Source organism: Amycolatopsis sp. lyj-112, from assembly GCF_046549055.1.
In the GTDB taxonomy this organism is placed as follows: Bacteria; Actinomycetota; Actinomycetes; order Mycobacteriales; family Pseudonocardiaceae; genus Amycolatopsis.
In genome coordinates this window covers 200324-219900 of record NZ_JAJPWS010000001.1, presented here as the reverse complement: position 1 = coordinate 219900, position 19577 = coordinate 200324, and the positions used below count along the sequence as shown (strand labels likewise).

At 68.4% G+C, this 19577-nt stretch carries 16 protein-coding genes; 14 read left to right on the top strand and 2 right to left on the bottom strand.

Annotated elements, in window-relative coordinates:
* Positions 1-37 precede the first annotated feature (37 nt).
* The 8 genes from ACLJRL_RS01015 (at position 38) to ACLJRL_RS00980 (ending at position 7694) form a co-directional block, all read left to right on the top strand.
* Positions 38-1222 carry a GAF domain-containing protein gene (locus ACLJRL_RS01015; protein ID WP_410654061.1) on the top strand — a complete coding sequence of 395 codons (1185 nt, stop codon included), beginning with the start codon at positions 38-40 and terminating at the stop codon, positions 1220-1222.
* Positions 1207-1833 carry a response regulator gene (locus ACLJRL_RS01010; RefSeq protein ID WP_410654060.1) on the top strand — a complete coding sequence of 209 codons (627 nt, stop codon included), beginning with the start codon at positions 1207-1209 and terminating at the stop codon, positions 1831-1833. Before ACLJRL_RS01015 ends, ACLJRL_RS01010 begins: the two co-directional genes overlap by 16 nt.
* A 32-nt stretch (positions 1834-1865) precedes the next feature.
* Positions 1866-2636, top strand: a complete 771-nt coding sequence (locus ACLJRL_RS01005) for a lytic polysaccharide monooxygenase (protein WP_410654059.1) — start codon at positions 1866-1868, stop codon at positions 2634-2636.
* 191 nt (positions 2637-2827) lie between these two features.
* Positions 2828-3637, top strand: coding sequence for an ABC transporter ATP-binding protein (locus tag ACLJRL_RS01000; protein ID WP_410654058.1), 810 nt, complete (start codon positions 2828-2830; stop codon positions 3635-3637).
* Entirely contained in the window at positions 3634-4410 is a 777-nt protein-coding gene (locus tag ACLJRL_RS00995; RefSeq protein WP_410654057.1) for an ABC transporter ATP-binding protein, read from the top strand. Before ACLJRL_RS01000 ends, ACLJRL_RS00995 begins: the two co-directional genes overlap by 4 nt.
* Positions 4407-5285 carry a branched-chain amino acid ABC transporter permease gene (locus ACLJRL_RS00990; protein ID WP_410654056.1) on the top strand — a complete coding sequence of 293 codons (879 nt, stop codon included), beginning with the start codon at positions 4407-4409 and terminating at the stop codon, positions 5283-5285. Before ACLJRL_RS00995 ends, ACLJRL_RS00990 begins: the two co-directional genes overlap by 4 nt.
* Positions 5278-6447, top strand: coding sequence for a branched-chain amino acid ABC transporter permease (locus tag ACLJRL_RS00985; protein ID WP_410654055.1), 1170 nt, complete (start codon positions 5278-5280; stop codon positions 6445-6447). The genes ACLJRL_RS00990 and ACLJRL_RS00985 overlap by 8 nt, the downstream gene beginning before the upstream one ends.
* The gene (locus ACLJRL_RS00980; protein WP_410654054.1) at positions 6444-7694 is read left to right on the top strand and encodes an ABC transporter substrate-binding protein; all 1251 of its coding nucleotides are present in this window, start codon (positions 6444-6446) and stop codon (positions 7692-7694) included. Before ACLJRL_RS00985 ends, ACLJRL_RS00980 begins: the two co-directional genes overlap by 4 nt.
* Here ACLJRL_RS00980 and ACLJRL_RS00975 read toward each other — a convergent pair.
* Positions 7636-8709 (bottom strand): Glu/Leu/Phe/Val dehydrogenase dimerization domain-containing protein, encoded by a 1074-nt coding sequence (locus ACLJRL_RS00975; protein WP_410654053.1) that lies wholly within the window; start codon positions 8707-8709, stop codon positions 7636-7638. The genes ACLJRL_RS00980 and ACLJRL_RS00975 overlap by 59 nt on opposite strands.
* A 111-nt stretch (positions 8710-8820) precedes the next feature.
* On the opposite strand from ACLJRL_RS00975, the gene ACLJRL_RS00970 reads away from it, so the two are divergent.
* From ACLJRL_RS00970 to ACLJRL_RS00960, 3 genes are all read left to right on the top strand, one after another.
* Entirely contained in the window at positions 8821-9300 is a 480-nt protein-coding gene (locus ACLJRL_RS00970; RefSeq protein ID WP_410654052.1) for an Lrp/AsnC family transcriptional regulator, read from the top strand.
* A 141-nt stretch (positions 9301-9441) separates the two neighbouring features.
* Positions 9442-9708, top strand: coding sequence for a hypothetical protein (locus tag ACLJRL_RS00965; protein WP_410654051.1), 267 nt, complete (start codon positions 9442-9444; stop codon positions 9706-9708).
* A gap of 40 nt (positions 9709-9748) precedes the next feature.
* Positions 9749-10315, top strand: a complete 567-nt coding sequence (locus tag ACLJRL_RS00960) for a GNAT family N-acetyltransferase (RefSeq protein ID WP_410654050.1) — start codon at positions 9749-9751, stop codon at positions 10313-10315.
* Between the two features lie 126 nt (positions 10316-10441).
* Here the strand turns inward: ACLJRL_RS00960 and ACLJRL_RS00955 are convergent, their stop codons facing one another.
* Positions 10442-11071, bottom strand: a complete 630-nt coding sequence (locus tag ACLJRL_RS00955) for a YigZ family protein (protein ID WP_410654049.1) — start codon at positions 11069-11071, stop codon at positions 10442-10444.
* Positions 11072-11621: 550 nt separating this feature from the next.
* Between ACLJRL_RS00955 and gltB the strand changes: the two genes are divergently transcribed.
* The 3 genes from gltB to ACLJRL_RS00940 all read left to right on the top strand — a co-directional run bounded on the left by gltB (position 11622) and on the right by ACLJRL_RS00940 (position 19295).
* Complete coding sequence (gene gltB / locus ACLJRL_RS00950; protein WP_410654048.1) at positions 11622-16163, top strand: glutamate synthase large subunit; 4542 nt, start codon at positions 11622-11624, stop codon at positions 16161-16163.
* Positions 16156-17607, top strand: a complete 1452-nt coding sequence (locus tag ACLJRL_RS00945; protein WP_410654047.1) for a glutamate synthase subunit beta — start codon at positions 16156-16158, stop codon at positions 17605-17607. Before gltB ends, ACLJRL_RS00945 begins: the two co-directional genes overlap by 8 nt.
* Positions 17608-17891: 284 nt before the next feature.
* A complete protein-coding gene (locus ACLJRL_RS00940; protein WP_410654046.1) occupies positions 17892-19295 on the top strand; it encodes a Dyp-type peroxidase in 1404 nt (467 codons plus the stop codon).
* The last annotated feature ends 282 nt before the right edge of the window (positions 19296-19577 follow it).

Genomic DNA, 19577 nt, shown 5'->3' with positions numbered 1-19577 from the left:
GTGTCGGAAAGCACGTCCGGTGTGCGATCGTGAGCGCGTGACGGCGAAACGCCAGGTCGCGGAGGAACACGCCGCCGAGCACAGTGCGGTGCTCGGCGGGCTTCTGCGCGAGCACGAAGAGCTCCTCGCCACCCTCGACCGGGTCGCCGCGCTCAACGGCACCGCGCGGCTGATCCGCGAGACGATCGGCACGCACTCCGGTTTCGTCGCCGAGCTGACCGGGCCCGAACAGGCGGTGATCCGCTGGATGTCGGGCACCCGCACGGACGCGCTGCAGGACCTCGCCGTGCCGATCGGCCAGGGCATCGGCGGCCGTGTGCTCGCGCTGGGCAGGCCGGTCCGGGTCAACGACTACGTCAGCTCGCCGAGCATCACCCACCAGTTCGACGCGCAGGTGCGCGGCGAGGGTCTCGCCGCGATGATCGCCGTCCCGATCGTGAGCAACGTCGGCGGTAAGACCGAGACGGTGGCCATCGCCTACGCCGCCATGCGCGAACCTCGCGACTTCGGCGACGACGCGGTGAAGTCCCTCGAAGACATCGCCGGCGAGGCCGGGCGGGCGCTGAAACTCGCGACGGTCGCCGAATCCGCCCGCGAGACGGCGTTGTCCTCCGAGCGGCTCCGCATGCAGAGCGCGCTGCACGATTCGGTCGGCGCGCTGCTGTTCTCCATCGGCGTCCAGGTGCGGAACCTGCACGAGGACATCAGCGACAACCCGGCGCTCGAATCGCGGCTCCGGCGGCTGGAGGGCGACGTGTCCGCCGCGTCCCGGGCGCTGCGCGAGTCGCTGCTGGCGCTGTCCGAATCGACCCCGGAACGTGCGCTGCCGGTGGAACTGGCCGAGCACTGCCGCTCGTTCCAGGCGCGCTGCGGTGTCCCGGCGCGGTTCGTCCAGCTCGCCCCGGTGCCGCAACTGGACGCCGAACGCACCGGACTGCTGGTGGGAGCCGTGAGGGAAGGCCTGCTCAACGTGGAGAAACACGCGGACGCGCTGTCGGTCGTGGTCAGCCTGCTGCCCAGTGACGAGGGGGTCCAGGTGGTCGTCGCCGACGACGGCACCCGCCATCGCACCGATGACGAGGCGGAGCCGGGCACCGGGATGGGTTTGCGAGCGCTGGCCGAACGCGCCGCGCGGCTCGGCGGCCGGGTCAGCCTGGTCCGCGACGAAGAAGACGGCTGCACGCTGCGCGCCTGGGTGCCGGAACCGTGCCGCCGCCGGTGACGGTGCTCGTCGTGGACGACCATCCGGTGGTCCGCGACGGGGTGAGCCTGCTGCTGCGCTACGACTCGGCCATGACGGTGATCGGCTCGGCCGAGACCGGCCGGACCGCGATCCAGCGCGCGGCCGAGCTGAAACCCGCGTTGATCCTGCTGGATCTGCGGCTGCCCGACATGCTCGCGCCCGAGGTCATCGCCGAACTGCGGCAGGTGCACCCCACCGGGCGGATCGTGGTGTTCACCGCGCACGGCGACCATCAGGGCGTGCGGGCCGCGCTGGACTCCGGCGCGCACGGCTGCCTGCTCAAGGACGTCGCCGGGACGAACCTGGTGGCGGCGTTGCGGCAGGTCCTCAAGGGTGAGCGCGTCGTCGACCCGCGGATCTTCCCCGACGACGGCCAGCGGTCCGACGCGCTGGCCCGCAGCGGCCTCACGCGGCGCGAGTACGAGGTCCTGCGGCTGGCGGCGCAGGGTCAGACGAACCCGGAGATCGCCGAGTCCACCGGGCTGGCCCGGAACACGGTGAAGACCTATCTGCAGTCCGCGCTGCACAAACTCGGGGCACGCAACCGCGTCGAAGCCATCGGGAAGGCGAGCGAAGCCGGCCTTCTCTGAACCGCGCCGGGACCGCGTCCGTGCCTGGAGGCATGACCTCATTCCGCAGCCTGGCCGTGGTCGCCGTCGTTCCGTTCCTGGTCCTGTTCGCGACCCCGGCGTCCGCGCACGGCTCGATGGACAGCCCCGCCAGCCGGGCGGTGGCCAGAGGGATCGACGACTGGGACAACGTGCGGGTCGCCGACGTCGGCGGCAAGGACCGGCAGCGGATCCCGGACGGGAAGCTGTGCAGCGCGGGTATCGCGAGGTACTCGGCTCTGGACGAGCCCGACGCGAACGGGCCCGCGACGGCGATGTCGGCCGGTGCGGACTTCACCTTCGGCTACCGGGAGACCATCCCGCACAAGGGCACCTTCCGGCTGTACGTCACGAAGGACGGCTACGACGCGACACGGCCGCTGAAGTGGTCGAATCTGGAGACGAAACCGTTCCTGACGGTCACCGACCCGGACACGCGCGGCCGTTCGTACGTCCTCGAAGGCAAGCTCCCGGCGGGCAAGAGCGGCCGTCACCTGATCTACACGATCTGGCAGAACTCGGACACGCCGGACACGTATTACTCCTGCTCCGACGTGGATTTCGCGGTCACGGAAACCGAGACGCCGGCTCCGTCCGCTCCCGTCACCACCACCGCCCCTTTCACCACCACAGCCGCCCCTGTCACCAGCGCTTCTCAGGCGATCGCCGCGGCCTCGGTATCCGAGCCCAGCGAGGGGAGCAACCTCTTCCCCTGGGCGGCGGGAGCGATCCTCGCCGCCGTCGCCGCGATCTTCGTGCTCCTCCGCCTGCGGCGCCGCACCTGACCCGAGCCACGGCGCAAGTCGTCCTCTGGTTGCGGTAGTTGCGCGTGCATCTAACGCGACTAGAGGACTACTTGCGCCGTGTCCGTTTTGTGTCCTCCGGGGTCTCCAGGTGGGGGTAACGCGCAGCTAGGTGCCCACGCAGGATGACCGCCACCGATCGTGACTCGTGTCACACGGACGGAGGAGGCCGCTTGCTCAGTGTCCGTGACCTTCAGGTGCGGTACGGCCGTTCGGTGGCCGCACTGCACGGGATCGACCTCGACGTTTCACCTGATGGAGTACTGGCCGTCCTCGGCAGCAACGGCGCCGGGAAGTCGACCCTGCTGCGGACGATCTCCGGGACTCTGCGCATGCACCGGGGCTCGATTTCCGCCGGCGAGGTCCGCTACGACGGCAAACCCCTGGGCAAACTCGACCCGGCCCGCATCGTCGGGCTCGGCGTCGTCGGCGTCCCCGAAGGCCGTCAGGTCTTCGCGCGGATGACGGTCGAGGAGAACCTGCGGGCGGGCGGGATCGGCGCCCGCTCCCCCGAGCAGCGCGTCGCCGCCCGCAAACGCGTCGACGAACTGTTCCCCGTCCTGTCCGAGCGCGCCAAACAACGGGCAGGCCTGCTTTCCGGCGGCGAGCAGCAGATGCTCGCGATCGGCCGCGCACTGATGTCCGGCCCGCGCCTGCTGTTGCTCGACGAACCGTCGCTCGGTCTCGCGCCGAAGATCGTCGAACAGATCGGCGCCATCATCCGCGAAATCCACGACCAGGGCACGGCCGTGGTCCTGGTCGAGCAGAACGCGGTGATGGCGCTGCGGGTGGCCGATCACGCGATCGTCCTCGAAGTCGGCCGGGTCGCGCTGGCCGGGACGACGGCCGAACTCGCGGCGAGCGAGGACGTCCAGCGGCTCTACCTCGGCGGTCACGCGGAATCGCAGGCCACCGCCGAAGCCGAGGCCGAAAACGCCCGCAAGCGCCGCGCGGGCCGGACCCTGACGAGGTGGGCCGGATGACCCCGCCGGAACTGCATGTCGCGAACGTGACCCTGCGCTTCGGCGGGATCCGGGCGCTCGAAGACGTCTCCTTCACCGTCGGCTCCGGTTCGCTGCACGCGCTGATCGGCCCGAACGGCGCCGGGAAGTCCAGCTGCTTCAACGTGATCAGCGGGCTCTACCGGGCGAACACCGGCAGCGTCCGGCTCGGCGACACCGTCCTTTCCGGACTCCCGCCGCACCGGCTGGCCGGTCTCGGCGTCGGCCGCTCGTTCCAGAACGCCGCGCTCTCCCCCGGCTCGACCGTGCTCGACAACGTCATGCTCGGCCGCCACGCCTTGACCAAGGGCGGGTTCCTCTCCTGCGGTCTCCGCCTGCCCTGGACGATCCGGGCCGAACGGCGGCATTCCGCGCGGGCCCGGGAGATCTGCGACTTCCTCGGCATCGGCGCGCTGGTCGACATCCCGGTCGGGGCACTGCCCTACGGTGCGGTGAAACGCGTCGACCTCGCCCGCGCGCTCGCCGTCGAACCCGTCCTGCTGCTGCTCGACGAACCGGCGGCCGGGATGAACGCGACCGAGACCGCCGAACTGGCCGGGACGATCCGCGACGTCCGCGACGAACTCGGCATCTCGATCCTGCTCGTGGAACACGACATGGGGCTGGTGATGGGCATCGCGGACCGGGTCACCGTCCTGGACTTCGGCAGGCGTATCGCCGACGGGACACCGGCCGAAATCCAGTCGGACCCGGACGTGATCAGGGCATACCTCGGCACGGAGGCCAGCGCGTGAACACTTTCCTGCAACTCGTGGTCAACGGACTCGGCAAGGGCGCGGTGTTCGCGTTGCTGGCGCTGGGTTTCGTGATCATCTTCAAAGCCACCGAGGTGGTCAACTTCGCGCACGGCTCGCTCGTCCTCTTCGGCGGCTACCTGGTCGTCGTGACCCGGGAATCGCTCGGCTGGGCGGGCGCGTCGCTCGTCGGCATCGTGTCGGCCGGACTGCTCGCGTTGCTCCTGGAACGGCTTCTGCTTTCGCGTTCACGGCACGCGGACGCGAACAGCCTGGCGCTGCTGACGATCGGCCTCGACGTGATCATCACCGAAGAGATCGTGCGACGCCTCGGTGTCACGCTGCCGTTCCTCGGCGACGCCTGGGACGCGCAGCCGTTCCAGCTCGGCGGGATCACGCTGTTCCGCACGCATCTGGTCGCGCTGGTCGTCGCCGCCGTGCTGATCACCGCGTTCACCCTCGCGTTCAAGTACTCGAACTGGGGTATCGCGATGCGGGCGCAGGCCGAGAACAAGGAAGCCGCCGCACTGATGGGCATCCGCAGTTCCCGGGTGACGGCGACCGCGTGGGTGGTCGCCGGTGTGCTCGCCGGGGTCGCGGTGCTCTTCATCGCCACCCAGGACTTCTCCGGCGCGGGACTGTCCCGCGGCACGCATTCCATCGCGCTCGCGGCGTTCCCCGCGGCCATCCTCGGCGGGCTCGACTCGACGGCGGGCGCGGTGGTCGGCGGGCTGGTCGTCGGCCTGGTCGAAGCACTGTCCGCGCAGTACGTGTCGTTCGACTTCTCCAAGAGCGCGGTCTTCCTGGTGATGCTCGTGGTCCTGGTGGTGCGGCCGTCGGGGTTGTTCGGGACAAGGGAGAGCACACGTGTCTGACACCGCCGTGAAATCCCCCGCCGCGGCCCCGCCGCGGCCGCCCGCGAAACGCGATCGGGGACGGCTGGTCAAAGCACTGGCCTGGGTCGCGCTGCTCGTCGTCCTGCTCGCGGTCCCGCTGTACCTCGACGCCGCCTGGCTGAAAGCCGGGCAGTACATGATGATCGGCGGGGTCGGCGCGATCGGGCTGACGCTGCTGGTCGGCCAGGCCGGGCAGTTGTCGCTGGCGCACGCGTTCTTCCTGCTCGCCGGCGCGACCGGCTACACCGTCCTTTCCGGACCGACCGACGACGAGCGGGTGTTCGGCCTGGGGCTCGACCCCGGCCTGTCCCTGATCGGCGCGGTGGCCATCGCGGCCCTGCTGGGACTGGCGTTCGCGCCGGTTTCCGGACGGCTGCGCGGGATCTACCTCGGCGTCGCGTCGCTGTCGCTGGTGTTCCTCGGGCTCTACTTAGGACAGTCCGCCGAGACACTGACCGGCGGGACGTCCACTGGGCGTACGCCGGCGCCGTTCTCCCTGTTCGGTTTCCCGTTCACCAACGACGGCCCCGAAATCGAGCTGATGGGCGTCCCGATCCGGCAGGCGGAGCGGGTCTGGTACCTGTTCCTGCTGCTGACCGTCCTCGCGTTCGTGATCGCCCGTGCCGCCGTGTCCAGCCGGGTCGGCCGGTCGTGGCGGGCGGTGCGGGACAACGAAGCCGCCGCGTCCGTGATGGGCGTCAGCGTCACGAGGGCCAAGGCGGGCGCGTTCGCGGTTTCCTCGGCCTACGCGGGACTCGCGGGCGCGATGACCGTGCTCTGGTTCGACATCCTCAAACCCGACGAAAGCGAATTCGGCACGTACGGCATCAACATCTCCATCGCCTTCCTGGCCATGGTGATCATCGGAGGGCTCGGTTCGGTACCCGGCGCGCTCGTGGGCGCGCTGATCGTCAACGGGCTGCCGCAGGTGCTTTCGCTGTATTCCGTCGATCTCGGCTGGTTTTCCGGAACCGGGGACGGCGCGCTGACCCCGATCCTGGTCAGCTCGTTCGTCTACGGCGCCGCGATCATCCTCGTGGTGCTCTTCGAACCCGGCGGGCTCGCCGCGATCGGACGCCGGATCACCCGGCGTCTCACCCCCTCTAAAACCCCTCACCTCCCGGAGGAGCAAGGCATATGAAGCGAACATATCCGGCCGTCGCGCTGGCGGCGATCCTCGCGCTGGCGGCGTGCAGCACGAAGGCGGGCGACTCGGGGTCCTCGGGGGCGGACGGTTCGGGCATCAAGACCGGCAAAGGAGTGACGGCCTCGGAGATCACCCTCGGCGTGATGACCGACAAGACGGGGGTGTTCAAGAACCTCGGGCTCGGTATCACGCAGGGGAACGAGTTGTGGGCCAAGGACTTCAACGCCGCAGGAGGGGCGTGCGGTCGCCAGGTCAAACTCGAAACCGTCGACCACGGCTACAAGGCGGACACGGCGAAGACGCTGTACCCGCAGATCGAGCCGAAGGTGCTCGGGTTCGTCCAGTTGCTCGGCTCCCCGGTGGTCGCCGCGCTGAAGCAGAACATCGCTTCGGACAAGACCGTCGCCGCGCCCGCGTCGTGGTCTTCGGAACTGCTCGACAACCCGTACGTGATGATCGTCGGGACCACCTACGACCTGGAGATCATCGACGGCCTGTCGTACTTCCAGGAACAGGGCCTGGTGAAGGACGGCGACACGATCGGGCACGTCTACATCGACGGCGAGTACGGCAAGAACGGCCTTCGCGGCTCGCAGTTCTACGCGAAGAAGCACAATCTGACGGTCAAGGAAGTCAAGATCACCTCCACCGACAACGACCTCACCAATATCGTCACCGGCCTCAAGGGCGACGGCGTGAAGGCCATCGTCCTGACCACCACCCCGGCGCAGACCGGGTCCGCGCTCGCGGCGAACAAGGCGCTCGGGCTCAACGTTCCCGTGCTCGGCAACAACCCGGTGTTCGACCCGGTGCTGCTGAAGAGCCCGGCGGCCAACGCGCTGGACAAGCTGACGATCGTCGCCAGCAGCGTCCCGTTCTCCGCCGACATCCCCAAGGCCAAGGACGTCGCGGCGAAGTACAAGGCGGCGTACAAGGAGACCCCGAACGGCGGGATCCCCTATGGCTACGCGGTCGGTGAAGTGTGGGGTGCCGTGCTGAAGAAGGCTTGCGAGAACAAGGACCTCACGCGCGAGGGCATCGCCTCGGCCTTGAAGCAGACGACGTCGGCGAGCACCGAGGATCTGGTGGCGGCGCTGGACTTCTCGAAGGCGGGCACCCCGGCGACGCGCCAGGTGTACGCGGCGACGCCGGACGCGTCGGCCGAGGGCGGGGTCCGCTACGTCAAGCCGCTGTTCGAGGCGCCTGAGGCGAAGGAGTACGTGGCCCCGCACCAGAAGTGAGCCGGGCTTCAGCCAGTGCGTCCGCTTCGGCCAACGGCGTGGTGCCGTTGGCCGAAGCGGCGTCGAGGATCTTTTGCGTGATCGCTTCCAGGGTTTCGACCCGGGCTCGCGCTTCGTCGTGCGTGAGCTTCTCCCTTTCGCGGCCGTGCGTGTAGACGACTCCGCCGGCGCTCGCGACGAAATCCGGTATCCAGGCGATGCCCCTCGCGGCGAGGTCGTCGGCCACCGTGTCGGTGGTCAGCTGATTGTTGGCCGGGCCGACGACGAGCGGCGCGGCCACCTCGGTTCCGGGACCGAACACCCCGCCGACGGCCGCCGGGACGAGGACGTCGGCGGGGAGCCCGAGCACCTGTTCCGGCCGCACCCAGCTCAAGCCCTGCTCCTCGGCCGCGGCGAGGCGCCGTTCGTCCACATCGGACACCGTCACGTCGGCGCCTTGGGCGACCAGATCGGTGGCCAGACGCGCGCCGACCGAGCCGTAGCCGCTGATGACCACTTTGCGGCTCTTCATCGACGCGTCACCGAAGACGGTCCTCGCCCCGGCCCGGAGCGCGGCGAGGACGCCTGCCGCGGTCGGCCCGCTCGACGATCCGGTGCCGCCGTGCTCCTCCGGCACACACGACGCGTGCGGTGTCCGCTCACGCAGCACGAGCATGTCGTCCGGGCCGGTGCCGACGTCCGGTCCGGCGATGTACGCACCGTCGAGTGACGCGATCAGGTCGGCGTGGTCGAGCAGGATGTCACGCCGCTGCGCGGGCGTCGGCACCCGATCGAGTGCCACGACACTCTTGCCGCCGCCGAAGCCCAGCCCCGCGACGGCGCATTTGCGGGTCATCGCCGCGGACAGCCGCAAGACGTCGGCGATCGCGTCGTGGATGTCCGGGTAGGTCTTGAAGCGGCAGCCGCCGACGGCCGGGCCGAGCACGCGGGAATGCACGGCGATCATCGTGGTCACCCCGGAACGGCGCCCCCGCCGGACGATCAGGTTCTCGTGCTCCCAGTTCTGTACGGACATTCCGCTTCCCTCCAGTGCAAATGTTCGGACTTGCAACCGAAGTTAGGCTGATCGTCAGGCCTATTGGGCGTCTATCGAACGATATTCGGCAGACCGAGGGAAAGGATCATCGTGGACGAACTTGATTCGGCGATCATCCGGGAACTCCAGGCGGATGCGCGGCAGTCGAACCGCGACATCGCCCGGAAGGTCGGCATCGCGCCGTCGACCTGCCTGGAACGCACGCGGCTGCTGCGGGAACGCGGCGTGATCCGCGGGTATCACGCGGATATCGACCTGCGCAGCCTCAACCGCGGTGTGCAGGCGCTCGTCTCGGTGCAGGTGCGGCCGCTGAGCCGGGAGGTGGTCGACGGTTTCCAGCGGTTCGTCGCCGACCTCCCGGAGGTCCTTTCGGTCTTCGTCACCGCGGGGAGCGACGACTTCCTGATCCACGTCGCCGCACAGGACGTCGACCAGTTCCACTCGTTCCTCGTCGACAGGCTTTCCCCGCGGAAAGAGATCGTCAGTTTCCGCAGTTCGATCATTTTCCGGCACCTGCGCAAGACCGAGCTGGAACCGCTGCCGCTCCGAATACCAGGCGATTACCCGTAGGGGTGAGCACCGTTCACCCCTTGAATACGCGACTCGCCACCCCTGAATCCGCCCTAAATCCAAGACTTCGCATCCGAGGAGACGGAAACTGTCGGGGGTATGGGTTTGACTGTTCAGAGCGGAACAGAAAGGAGGCGCGCCATGGACGTTCGGACAGAGCTGAACCATCGTGAGCGGGCCACCCTGAGAGCGGTGGCCGAGGGCCACGCCGAAATCAGCTGCAGCCGCGAGCCGGACCTGTTCGTCGACGGTCTCGCTTGCTGCGACCAGCACACCGCGCACCGCCTGGCCCATCTCGGCCTGGTCGCACCGGCGCGGGACGGCAGGTGGGGCGAACGCGTGCCCGCCCTGCTCACCGAGGCCGGGGTGGCCGCACTGGCGGTAGCGGCGCCGACGCTGGCCGCATAAAGCGGTTGCCCGGGGCGCGATGGGGCGCCACGATCTGCCGATGCGCGTGTTCCTGGAGACCGAGCGGCTCCTGCTGCGGCAGTTCACCGAGGCCGACGTCGACGACCTGTTCGCGCTTTACGACGACCCCGAAGTCATGCGGTTCCTCAATGGGGGCGAACCCGCCGACCGGGCGGAGATCGAAAAGCTCGACCTTCCCGCATTTCTCGGTTACTACGAGCGTTTCCCCGGTTACGGATTCTGGGCGGCGATCGAGAAATCCGGGGGCGCATTCCTCGGCTGGTTCCATTTCCGGCCGCTGCGCGGTCATCGGACGGACGACCCGGAACTGGGTTACCGGCTGAACCGGTCCTCCTGGGGCAAGGGTTACGCCACCGAGGGTTCACTCGCGCTCCTGGAGAAGGGCTTCACCGAGTTCGGGGCGCGACGGGTCTGGGCGGGCACCATGGCGGTGAACCTCGGGTCGCGCCGGGTGATGGAGAAGATCGGGATGCGGCACGTCCGGACCTATCACCAGGACTTCGAGGACCCGATCCCCGGAACGGAACACGGCGAGGTCGAGTACGCGATCACGCTGGAGGAGTGGCAGGCCCGCCCCCACCCGTGATCCACCGGCGAACACCCGTGATCAGAGGCGGAACTCACGTGACTAGACGGCGAACTCACGTGTTTGAACGGCGGACTCGGCTGATCACGCGTGTCGTCCGTCTGATCACGTGAGTTCCGTGTCTGATCACGGGGTGGGGAGCCAGGTCTCCCCGGTCTCGGCCGTGATGGCCTCTCCGCCGGTCAGGTCCGCGAGCCAGGAGTGGAACGCGTCCCCTTGATCCGGCGGGAGACCCACGTCGAAATGCGCGACGTCCTCGAAACGCGTCGCGTGCAGGAGGTACGGGGACGAGCGGATGTCGTTCTCGAGCCGGCCGGCCCGGTCGTAGTCGACGACGACCTCGACCAGCCGCAGCCGCCGGTACTCCCGCACCCCGACGACGTCGACGGCCTCGGAGACGGCCTGGCCGTACGCGCGGATCAGGCCGCCCGCGCCGAGCAGCACCCCGCCGAAGTAGCGGGTCACCACCGCGACCGTGTCGGTCAGTTCCCGGCGGCGGAGCACCTCCAGCATCGGAGTGCCCGCCGTCCCCGCGGGCTCGCCGTCGTCGCTGGAGCGCTGGACGCGGCCGTCGGCGCCCAGAACGAACGCGTGGCAGTGGTGCCGGGCCGCCGGATCGGCCTTCCGCCGGGCCGCGATCACCTCACGAGCGGCCTCTTCCGAGGTCACCGGCGCGAGGGCGCACAGGAACCGCGAACGCCGGATTTCGATCTCGTGGACCCCGGTGCCCGCCACGGTCAGGTAACGATCCGCCATCGGCCAAGCCTCTCAAACCCGGGCATCCGCTCTGCCGTTCGGGCGATTCGACGATCACGTCAGGTAGCCGGATACCCGTGATCCTCACTCGAACGCGCGATCCAGGTCACACTCTTGGGCGACGTGAGCGATTGTTTACGCAGGTCAGCGGCCTGATGCCCCACTCAGTGGACACATCGTTCCAGTCAGTGGGCAGATGATGTTTGAAGTCAACGCCCGCGTGGCATTTCCCACCCCGAGCAAGCGACGTATGTCGATAACAGCGATTTCACACTATCGTCATAAGACCGGCGAACCCGGGAGTAACACGTGCGCCCGTCAGCCACCCACCACAGCGGCCCGACGGCAGCCAGCGCACACGCAGTACCGATAGACGCATCGGCCGCCCAATGCAGTGCGGCTTCACGATGCCTGCCCCCGTTTCGCGGGCAGGATCGTTCCCTCTCGACTGACCCATCGCGGTCCCGGACCACTCTGTTAACCGGTTCACCTGTGAACCACCCGAACGGAGTGGTACCGGTCGCGCCGACGCCTTGGGAGGCGGCCAGCCGTGACCCACCGTGCCAGCAACAAGGGCAGCGAAGCCCCCGAAGGCTTGTATGACCCGCAGTTCGAACATGACGCCTGTGGTGTCGCGTTCGTCGCCGACCTCTCCGGAAAGCGCGATCACGGCATCGTCTCCAAGGCGCTGATCGCGCTGCGGAACCTGGAACACCGTGGCGCCCGCGGCGCCGACCCGGAGACCGGTGACGGCGCCGGGATCCTGATCCAGGTCCCCGACGAGTTCTATCGCGACGTCGTCGGCTTCGCGCTGCCCGAGCCCGGCGCGTACGCCGTCGGCACGGCTTTCCTTCCCCAGTCGGAAGAACGGCGCGGCTGGGCGATGACGACCATCGAGCGCATCGCCGCCGAAGAAGGCATGCGCGTGCTCGGCTGGCGTGATCTGCCCGTCCACACCGAACACGTCGGTACGGGCGCGGCCGAGACGATGCCGCATTTCAGCCAGCTCTTCCTGTCCGGGCGACAGGACGCGCTGTCCGGCCTCGAGCTCGAGCGCGCGGCCTTCGTGGTCCGCAAGCGCGCCGAGCACGACCTGGTCGAGGACGACGTCTACTTCCCGAGCCTGTCCTCGCGGACGATCGTCTACAAAGGAATGCTCACCGAGCCCCAGGTCGGGAAGTTCTTCGCCGACCTCACCGACGAGCGCGTCACCAGTGCCATCGGCCTGGTGCACTCCCGGTTCTCCACCAACACCTTCCCGTCGTGGCCGCTGGCGCACCCGTACCGGTACGTCGCCCACAACGGCGAGATCAACACCCTGCGCGGCAACCGGAACTGGATGGACGCGCGTGAGGCGCTGCTCGAATCCAAACTGATCCCCGGCGATCTCAAGCGGATCTACCCGGTCATCACCCGCGGCGCGAGCGACTCGGCGTCCTTCGACGAGGTCCTGGAGCTGCTCCACCTCGGCGGACGGCCGCTGCCGCACGCGGTGCTGATGATGATCCCGGAGGCCTGGGAGAACCATCAGGAGATGGATCCCGCGCGCCGCGCGTTCTACGAGTTCCATTCGACGCTGATGGAGCCGTGGGACGGCCCCGCGCTGGTGTCCTTCACCGACGGCACCCAGATCGGCGCGGTGCTCGACCGCAACGGCCTGCGCCCCGCGCGGTACTGGGTCACCGAAGACGGCCTCGTCGTGCTCGCCAGCGAGGTCGGCGTCCTGGAGCTGGACCAGTCCACGATCGTCCGGAAAGGACGGTTGGAACCGGGCCGCATGTTCCTCGTGGACACCGCCGCCGGCCGGATCATCGAGGACGAAGAGGTCAAGGACCAGCTCGCCACCGAGCACCCGTACGACGAGTGGGTCGAAGACGGTCTGCTCCCCCTGGACGGGCTTCCCGAACGCGAGCGTGAGATCCCGCTGCACGCCGCGCTCGTGCGCCGTCAGCAGGCTTTCGGCTACACCGAAGAGGAACTCGACGTCCTGCTCGAACCGATGGCCCGCACCGGCGCGGAGCCGATCGGCTCGATGGGCAACGATTCGCCCATCGCGTCGCTGTCGAGCCGCCCGCGGCTGATCTTCGACTACTTCATCCAGCTCTTCGCCCAGGTGACCAACCCGCCGCTGGACGCGATCCGCGAGGAACTGGTCACCGCGCTCGGCACCCAGCTGGGCGCGCAGCCGAACCTCCTGGAGGCCGACGCGTCGTCGTGCCGCCGGATCGTGCTGCCGTTCCCGGTGCTGGACAACGACGAGTTCGCGAAGCTGGTGCACGTCAACGACGACGGCGACCTGCCCGAGTTCCAGTCGGTCACCGTGCACGGCACCTACGACGTCCACGGTGGCGGCGAGGCGCTCGTGCGGCGGCTCGACGAGATCCGCGCGGAGGTGTCCGCGGCGCTGGCCGAGGGCGCTCGTCTGATCGTGCTGTCGGACCGCGGGGTCGACGAGGACCACGCGTCCATCCCGTCGCTGCTGCTCACCGGTGCGGTGCACCACCACCTGGTGCGCGAGAAGACCCGCACGCAGGTCGGCCTCATCGTCGAGGCGGGCGACGCGCGCGAGGTGCACCACATCGCGCTGCTGATCGGCTACGGCGTCGCCGCGGTCAACCCCTACATGGCGATGGCGACCGTCGAGGAGATGGCCGACCGCGGCCTGATCCCCGGCGTCACCGCGAAGCAGGCCACCGCGAACCTGATCAAGGCGCTGGGCAAGGGCGTCCGCAAGACGATGTCGAAAATGGGAGTGTCCACAGTGGCCTCCTACACCGGTGCGCAGATCTTCGAAGCGGTCGGGCTCGGCGCCGAGGTCGTCCAGGACTGCTTCACCGGCACCACTTCCCGCCTCGGCGGCATCGGCTTCGACACGCTCGCGCTGGAGGTCGCCGAACGGCACCGCCGTGCGTTCCCGCGGGACGGGTTCCGCGCGAACCACCGTGAGCTGGAGACCGGCGCGGACTACCAGTGGCGTCGCGAGGGCGAACCACACCTGTTCAACCCGCAGACGGTGTTCAAGCTGCAGCACTCCACCCGCGCCGGGAAATACGACGTCTTCAAGGAGTACACGAAGTCCGTCGACGACCAGGCCCAGAAGCTGTACACGCTGCGCGGGCTGTTCGACTTCAAGTACCAGGACCGGACCCCGGTGCCGATCGAAGAGGTCGAGCCGGTCTCCGAGATCGTCAAGCGGTTCGCCACCGGCGCGATCTCCTACGGTTCGATTTCGGCGGAGATGCACGAAACCCTGGCCATCGCGATGAACCGCCTCGGCGGCAAGTCGAACACCGGTGAGGGCGGCGAAGACCCGAACCGGCTCTACGACCCCGAACGCCGCAGTGCGGTCAAGCAGGTCGCCAGCGGCCGGTTCGGTGTCACCAGTGAGTATCTGGTCAACGCCGATGACATCCAGATCAAGATGGCGCAGGGCGCGAAGCCCGGCGAGGGCGGGCAGCTGCCCGGCGCGAAGGTGTACCCGTGGATCGCGAAGACGCGGCACTCCACGCCGGGTGTCGGGCTGATCTCCCCGCCGCCGCACCACGACATCTACTCGATCGAGGATCTGGCCCAGCTGATCCACGACCTCAAGAACGCCAACCCGGCCGCGCGCATCCACGTGAAGCTCGTGTCCGAGGTCGGCGTCGGCACGGTCGCGGCGGGCGTTTCCAAGGCACACGCGGACGTCGTGCTCATCTCCGGGCACGACGGCGGCACGGGCGCCTCCCCGCTCTCGTCCATCAAGCACGCCGGCGGACCGTGGGAACTCGGGCTCGCCGAGACGCAGCAGACGTTGCTGGCCAACCGGTTGCGCGACCGGATCGTGGTGCAGACCGACGGCCAGCTCAAGACCGGCCGCGACGTCATCATCGCCGCGTTGCTCGGTGCCGAGGAGTTCGGTTTCGCGACCGCGCCGCTGGTGGTCTCGGGCTGCATCATGATGCGCGTGTGTCACCTCGACACCTGCCCGGTGGGCGTCGCGACGCAGAACCCCAAGCTGCGCGAGAAGTTCAGCGGCAAGGCCGAGTACGTGGTGAACTTCTTCGAGTTCATCGCCCAGGAAGTCCGGGAATACCTGGCGGAACTGGGTTTCCGGTCCATCGCCGAAGCCGTCGGGCACGCCGAGGTGCTCGACAAGCGCAAGGCCGTCGATCACTGGAAGGCCGCCGGGCTCGACCTGTCGCCGATCTTCCACGTGCCCGAGCTCGCGCCGCGGACCTTCCGCCACCAGCAGACGGTGCAGGACCACGGGCTGGACAAGGCACTCGACAACACGTTGATCCAGCTGGCCGAGGGCGCACTGTCCTCGGGGGACAAGGTGCGGCTGGAACTGCCGGTCCGCAACGTGAACCGGACTGTCGGCACCATGCTCGGCAGCGAGCTCACCAAGCGGTGGGGCGGCGAAGGCCTGCCGGACAACACGATCGACGTGACCTTCACCGGTACCGCGGGTCAGTCGTTCGGCGCGTTCGTGCCCAAGGGCATCACGCTGCGGCTCTACGGCGACGGCAACGACTACGTCGGCAAGGGCCTCTCGGGTGGACGGCTCATCGTGCGCCCGCCGCACGAGGCGCGGTACAACGCCGAAGAGCACATCATCGCCGGCAACGTGATCGGTTACGGCGCGACCAGCGGCGAGATCTTCATTCGCGGCAAGGTCGGCGAGCGGTTCTGCGTGCGTAACTCCGGCGCGCTGGCCGTCGTCGAAGGCGTCGGCGACCACGGCGCCGAGTACATGACCGGTGGCCGGATCGTGGTGCTCGGCGGTATCGGGCGGAACTTCGCGGCCGGGATGTCCGGTGGCCAGGCCTACGTGCTGGATCTGCCCGCGCACCGGGTCAACCCGGAGATGGTCGACATCGACCCGCTGGATTCGTCCGATGTGGACTTCCTGCGCGAAGCACTCGAAAAGCACTATGACGAAACGGAATCCGCGGTCGCGCGGGCGCTGCTCGCCGATTGGGAGTCCGCCGCCGACCGGTTCGGCAAGGTCATGCCGAAGGACTACAAGCGCGTGCTCGCGGCGCAGGCTGATGCCGAACGGGACGGGCGTGACGTGAACGAGGCGATCATGGAGGCCGCACATGGCTGACCCCAAGGGCTTTCTGACCACCACTCGCGAGACGCCGAAGAGCCGTCCCGTCGACCTGCGCCTGATGGACTGGCGCGAGGTGTACGAGGACTTCGCGACGACGAAGCTCCAGAAGCAGGCCGGACGCTGCATGGACTGCGGCATCCCGTTCTGTCACCAGGGCTGCCCGCTCGGGAACCTCATTCCCGAGTGGAACACCCTCACCTGGCGCGACGACTGGCGTGAGGCGGCCGAGCGGCTGCACGCGACCAACAATTTCCCGGAGTTCACCGGGACCCTCTGCCCGGCGCCGTGTGAGACGGCGTGTGTGCTCGGGATCAACGACGATCCCGTCACCATCAAGCGGGTCGAGATCTCGATCATCGACCGGGCCTTCGAGGAAGGCTGGGTCACGCCGCAGGAGCCGGTCGTCAAGACCGGCAAGAGCGTCGCGGTGGTCGGGTCCGGCCCGTCGGGACTCGCCGCGGCGCAGCAGCTCACGCGCGCGGGCCACAACGTCGTGGTCTTCGAGCGGGCCGACAAGATCGGCGGGCTGCTGCGCTACGGCATCCCCGAATTCAAGATGGAGAAGCAGCGCCTCGACCGCCGTCTGGACCAGATGCGGGCCGAGGGCACGGAATTCCGGACCTCGGTGAACGTCGGCGTCGACATCACCGCCGAGGAACTGAAGTCCGCCTACGACGCGGTGGTGCTCGCCGGCGGCGCGACGGCGTGGCGTGACCTGCCGATCGCCGGTCGTGAACACGACGGCATCTACCAGGCGATGGAGTTCCTCCCGCCGGCCAACCGGGTCGCCGCGGGCGAGCTCGAGGTGTCGCCGATCAGCGCCGAAGGCCTCGACGTCGTCGTCATCGGCGGTGGCGACACCGGCGCGGACTGCGTCGGGACCTCGCACCGCCAGGGCGCGAAGTCGGTGACGCAGCTGGAGATCATGCCGAAGCCGGCGCTTTCGCGGTCGGACGCGCACCCCTGGCCGACGTATCCGATGATCTACCGCGTCAGTTCCGCGCACGAAGAGGGCGGCGAGCGGCTCTACTCCGTCAACACCCAGGAGTTCGCGGCCGACGCCGACGGGCGTGTGCGCGCGCTGAAGCTGGTCGAGGTCCGCAGCGAGGGCGGCAAGTTCGTCCCGGTCGAGGGCACCGAGAAGGAACTGCCCGCGCAGCTGGTGCTGCTCGCGATGGGCTTCGTCGGCCCGGAGCGGGAAGGCCTGCTGGAGGCGCTCGACGTCGAACTGGACCCGCGCGGCAACGTCGCCCGCGACAAGGCGTTCAAGACCAGCCTCGACAACGTGTTCGTGGCCGGGGACATGGGCCGGGGCCAGTCGCTCATCGTGTGGGCGATCGCCGAAGGCCGCTCCGCCGCGGCCGGGGTCGACGCGTACCTCACCGGACGCGACGTCCTCCCTTCCCCGATCGCCCCCACCGATCGGCCGATGTCCTAGGGCTAGGGCGTAGGGCCTAAGGCCCAGGGCCTAAGGCCCCCTGAGGCCTCGCAAGTAGTCCTCTAGTTGCGGTAGTTGCGCGTGCAACCACCGCGATTAGAGGACTACTTGTGTTTGGGCACTGGTTCTTTCGGGTGATAAAGCGCCCGAAAGGGGGTACTTACGGGTGATTACAGCGACCTTTCGGTATCGGTTGTATCAGGGGAGAAAGACCCGCACAGCGGTGGGGACCGGGCAAGACCTGCCGGGGCCGGTGCGCGGGTTCCCAGGGAGGGGTTCCTGATATGACCATCGATTTGAGCGCGCCCTTGGAATGGAAGCAGGCGACCGGCGACGCTGCGAAGATGCTCGAAGAATTGCAGCCGAACATCCTCAAAGCACACGCCCGCGATCACTTTTCGGCGCTGTTCCTCAGATTCACCGAAGTCGGGAGTGCGAGGCCGTTTCTCTCCTCGCTCGTCCCGCTGATGAAGTCCGCGAAAACGCATCTGACCGAGGTCGACCAGTTCAAGGCGGGTGGCGTGAAGGGGTCGCCGTACGTCGGCATCGGGCTGACCGCGGCGGGCTACGGCTACCTGGAAATCCAGGCACCGCAAGACGAATCGTTCCTTCTCGGCATGCGCACCCAAGAGACCCGCGAGAAACTGAACGACCCGCCACGCTCCACCTTCGACGGCGGATACCACGACGAGATCCACGCCGTCGTCATCATCGGCGACGCCGCCGACGCGGCGATGACCGCGCGTCGGAACGAGGTTCTGGCACTGATTCCGCCGACCATTTCCGTGGTCGCCGAGGAAACCGGACTCGGCCGGGTGAACGGCCAAGGCGAAGGTATCGAACATTTCGGTTATGTCGATGGGCGGAGCCAGCCGATCTTCCTCGTCGAGGACATCCGCGCGGAAGAAGCCGGAACGGACGGGATCACCGCATGGGATCCCACCGCCCCGCTGAACCAGGTTCTCGTCGCGGATTCCGCGGCCCCCGATCCGGCCGTCCATTTCGGCAGTTACTTCGTTTTCCGCAAGCTGGAACAGAATGTCCGTCGATTCAAGCAGTCGGAAGAGGATCTGGCCGACACCCTCGGTCTTTCCGGCGACGACCGCGAACGTGCGGGAGCGATGCTCGTCGGCCGGTTCGAGGACGGCACACCGCTGACCGCCCAACGGGAAGACGGTGTGGAAAGCCCGGTACCGAACAACTTCAACTACGGAAGCGACGCCGGCGGAGCGAAATGCCCCTTCCAGGCGCATATCCGGAAGACGAACCCGCGTGGGAGCGGCGGCGCCGAAGATCCGGCGGGCGAACGCCTGCACCTGATGGCCCGGCGCGGCGTTCCCTACGGCGAGCGTCCGGACGACCCGAACGCCGATCTGCCCCCGTCCGCCCGCCCGAGCGGCGGGGTCGGCCTGTTGTTCATGGCGTTCAACTCCGTGCTGGGCAACCAGTTCGAGTTCACGCAGGCCGTCTGGGCGAACAACCCGTCCTTCCCGATCACGCCCGACGGGTTCAAGCCACCAGGTCTCGATCCGGTCATCGGGCAGGGCCCCCGGCCGGAATCCGCCTACACCCCGGACTGGGCGGGCGAAGGGACGGTGACCGCCGACCCGATCCCGCAGGCGGTGACGCTCAAGGGCGGCGAGTATTTCTTCATGCCGTCGCTGGCCTTCCTACGCCAACTGGGCTGACGGAGCGCCGAATTCTTCACACGCTGTGGCCGGTTCCGGTGAACGAGTGGCGGGTATCCGCTAAACGTCACCGGAACGGACGCAAAGCGGATATCGGTGCGGAGTCGGCGGCCGATATCCTCCGAACTGGGCCGGTCCTGGGCGTACCGGCCACGTTGTGGGCGCCGGTCACACTGGGGGTGGCCGGCGCCCGCTCTCTTCAGATTTCCCCAACCTCCTGCTTCGATCCACCCGTATCACGACGCGTAGTACTTTGTCGGGTGCGGTAAGCGATTGTCGCGC

Bases quoted from the DNA above. Each gene is read 5' to 3' on its own strand.
- ACLJRL_RS00955 (WP_410654049.1), bottom strand. From the start codon at position 11,071: ATGGCGGATCGTTACCTGACCGTGGCGGGCACCGGGGTCCACGAGATC.
- ACLJRL_RS00995 (WP_410654057.1), top strand. From the start codon at position 3,634: ATGACCCCGCCGGAACTGCATGTCGCGAACGTGACCCTGCGCTTCGGC.
- ACLJRL_RS00945 (WP_410654047.1), top strand. From the start codon at position 16,156: ATGGCTGACCCCAAGGGCTTTCTGACCACCACTCGCGAGACGCCGAAG.
- ACLJRL_RS00960 (WP_410654050.1), top strand. From the start codon at position 9,749: ATGCGCGTGTTCCTGGAGACCGAGCGGCTCCTGCTGCGGCAGTTCACC.
- ACLJRL_RS00975 (WP_410654053.1), bottom strand. From the start codon at position 8,709: ATGTCCGTACAGAACTGGGAGCACGAGAACCTGATCGTCCGGCGGGGG.
- ACLJRL_RS01005 (WP_410654059.1), top strand. From the start codon at position 1,866: ATGACCTCATTCCGCAGCCTGGCCGTGGTCGCCGTCGTTCCGTTCCTG.
- ACLJRL_RS00940 (WP_410654046.1), top strand. From the start codon at position 17,892: ATGACCATCGATTTGAGCGCGCCCTTGGAATGGAAGCAGGCGACCGGC.
- ACLJRL_RS00980 (WP_410654054.1), top strand. From the start codon at position 6,444: ATGAAGCGAACATATCCGGCCGTCGCGCTGGCGGCGATCCTCGCGCTG.
- ACLJRL_RS00965 (WP_410654051.1), top strand. From the start codon at position 9,442: ATGGACGTTCGGACAGAGCTGAACCATCGTGAGCGGGCCACCCTGAGA.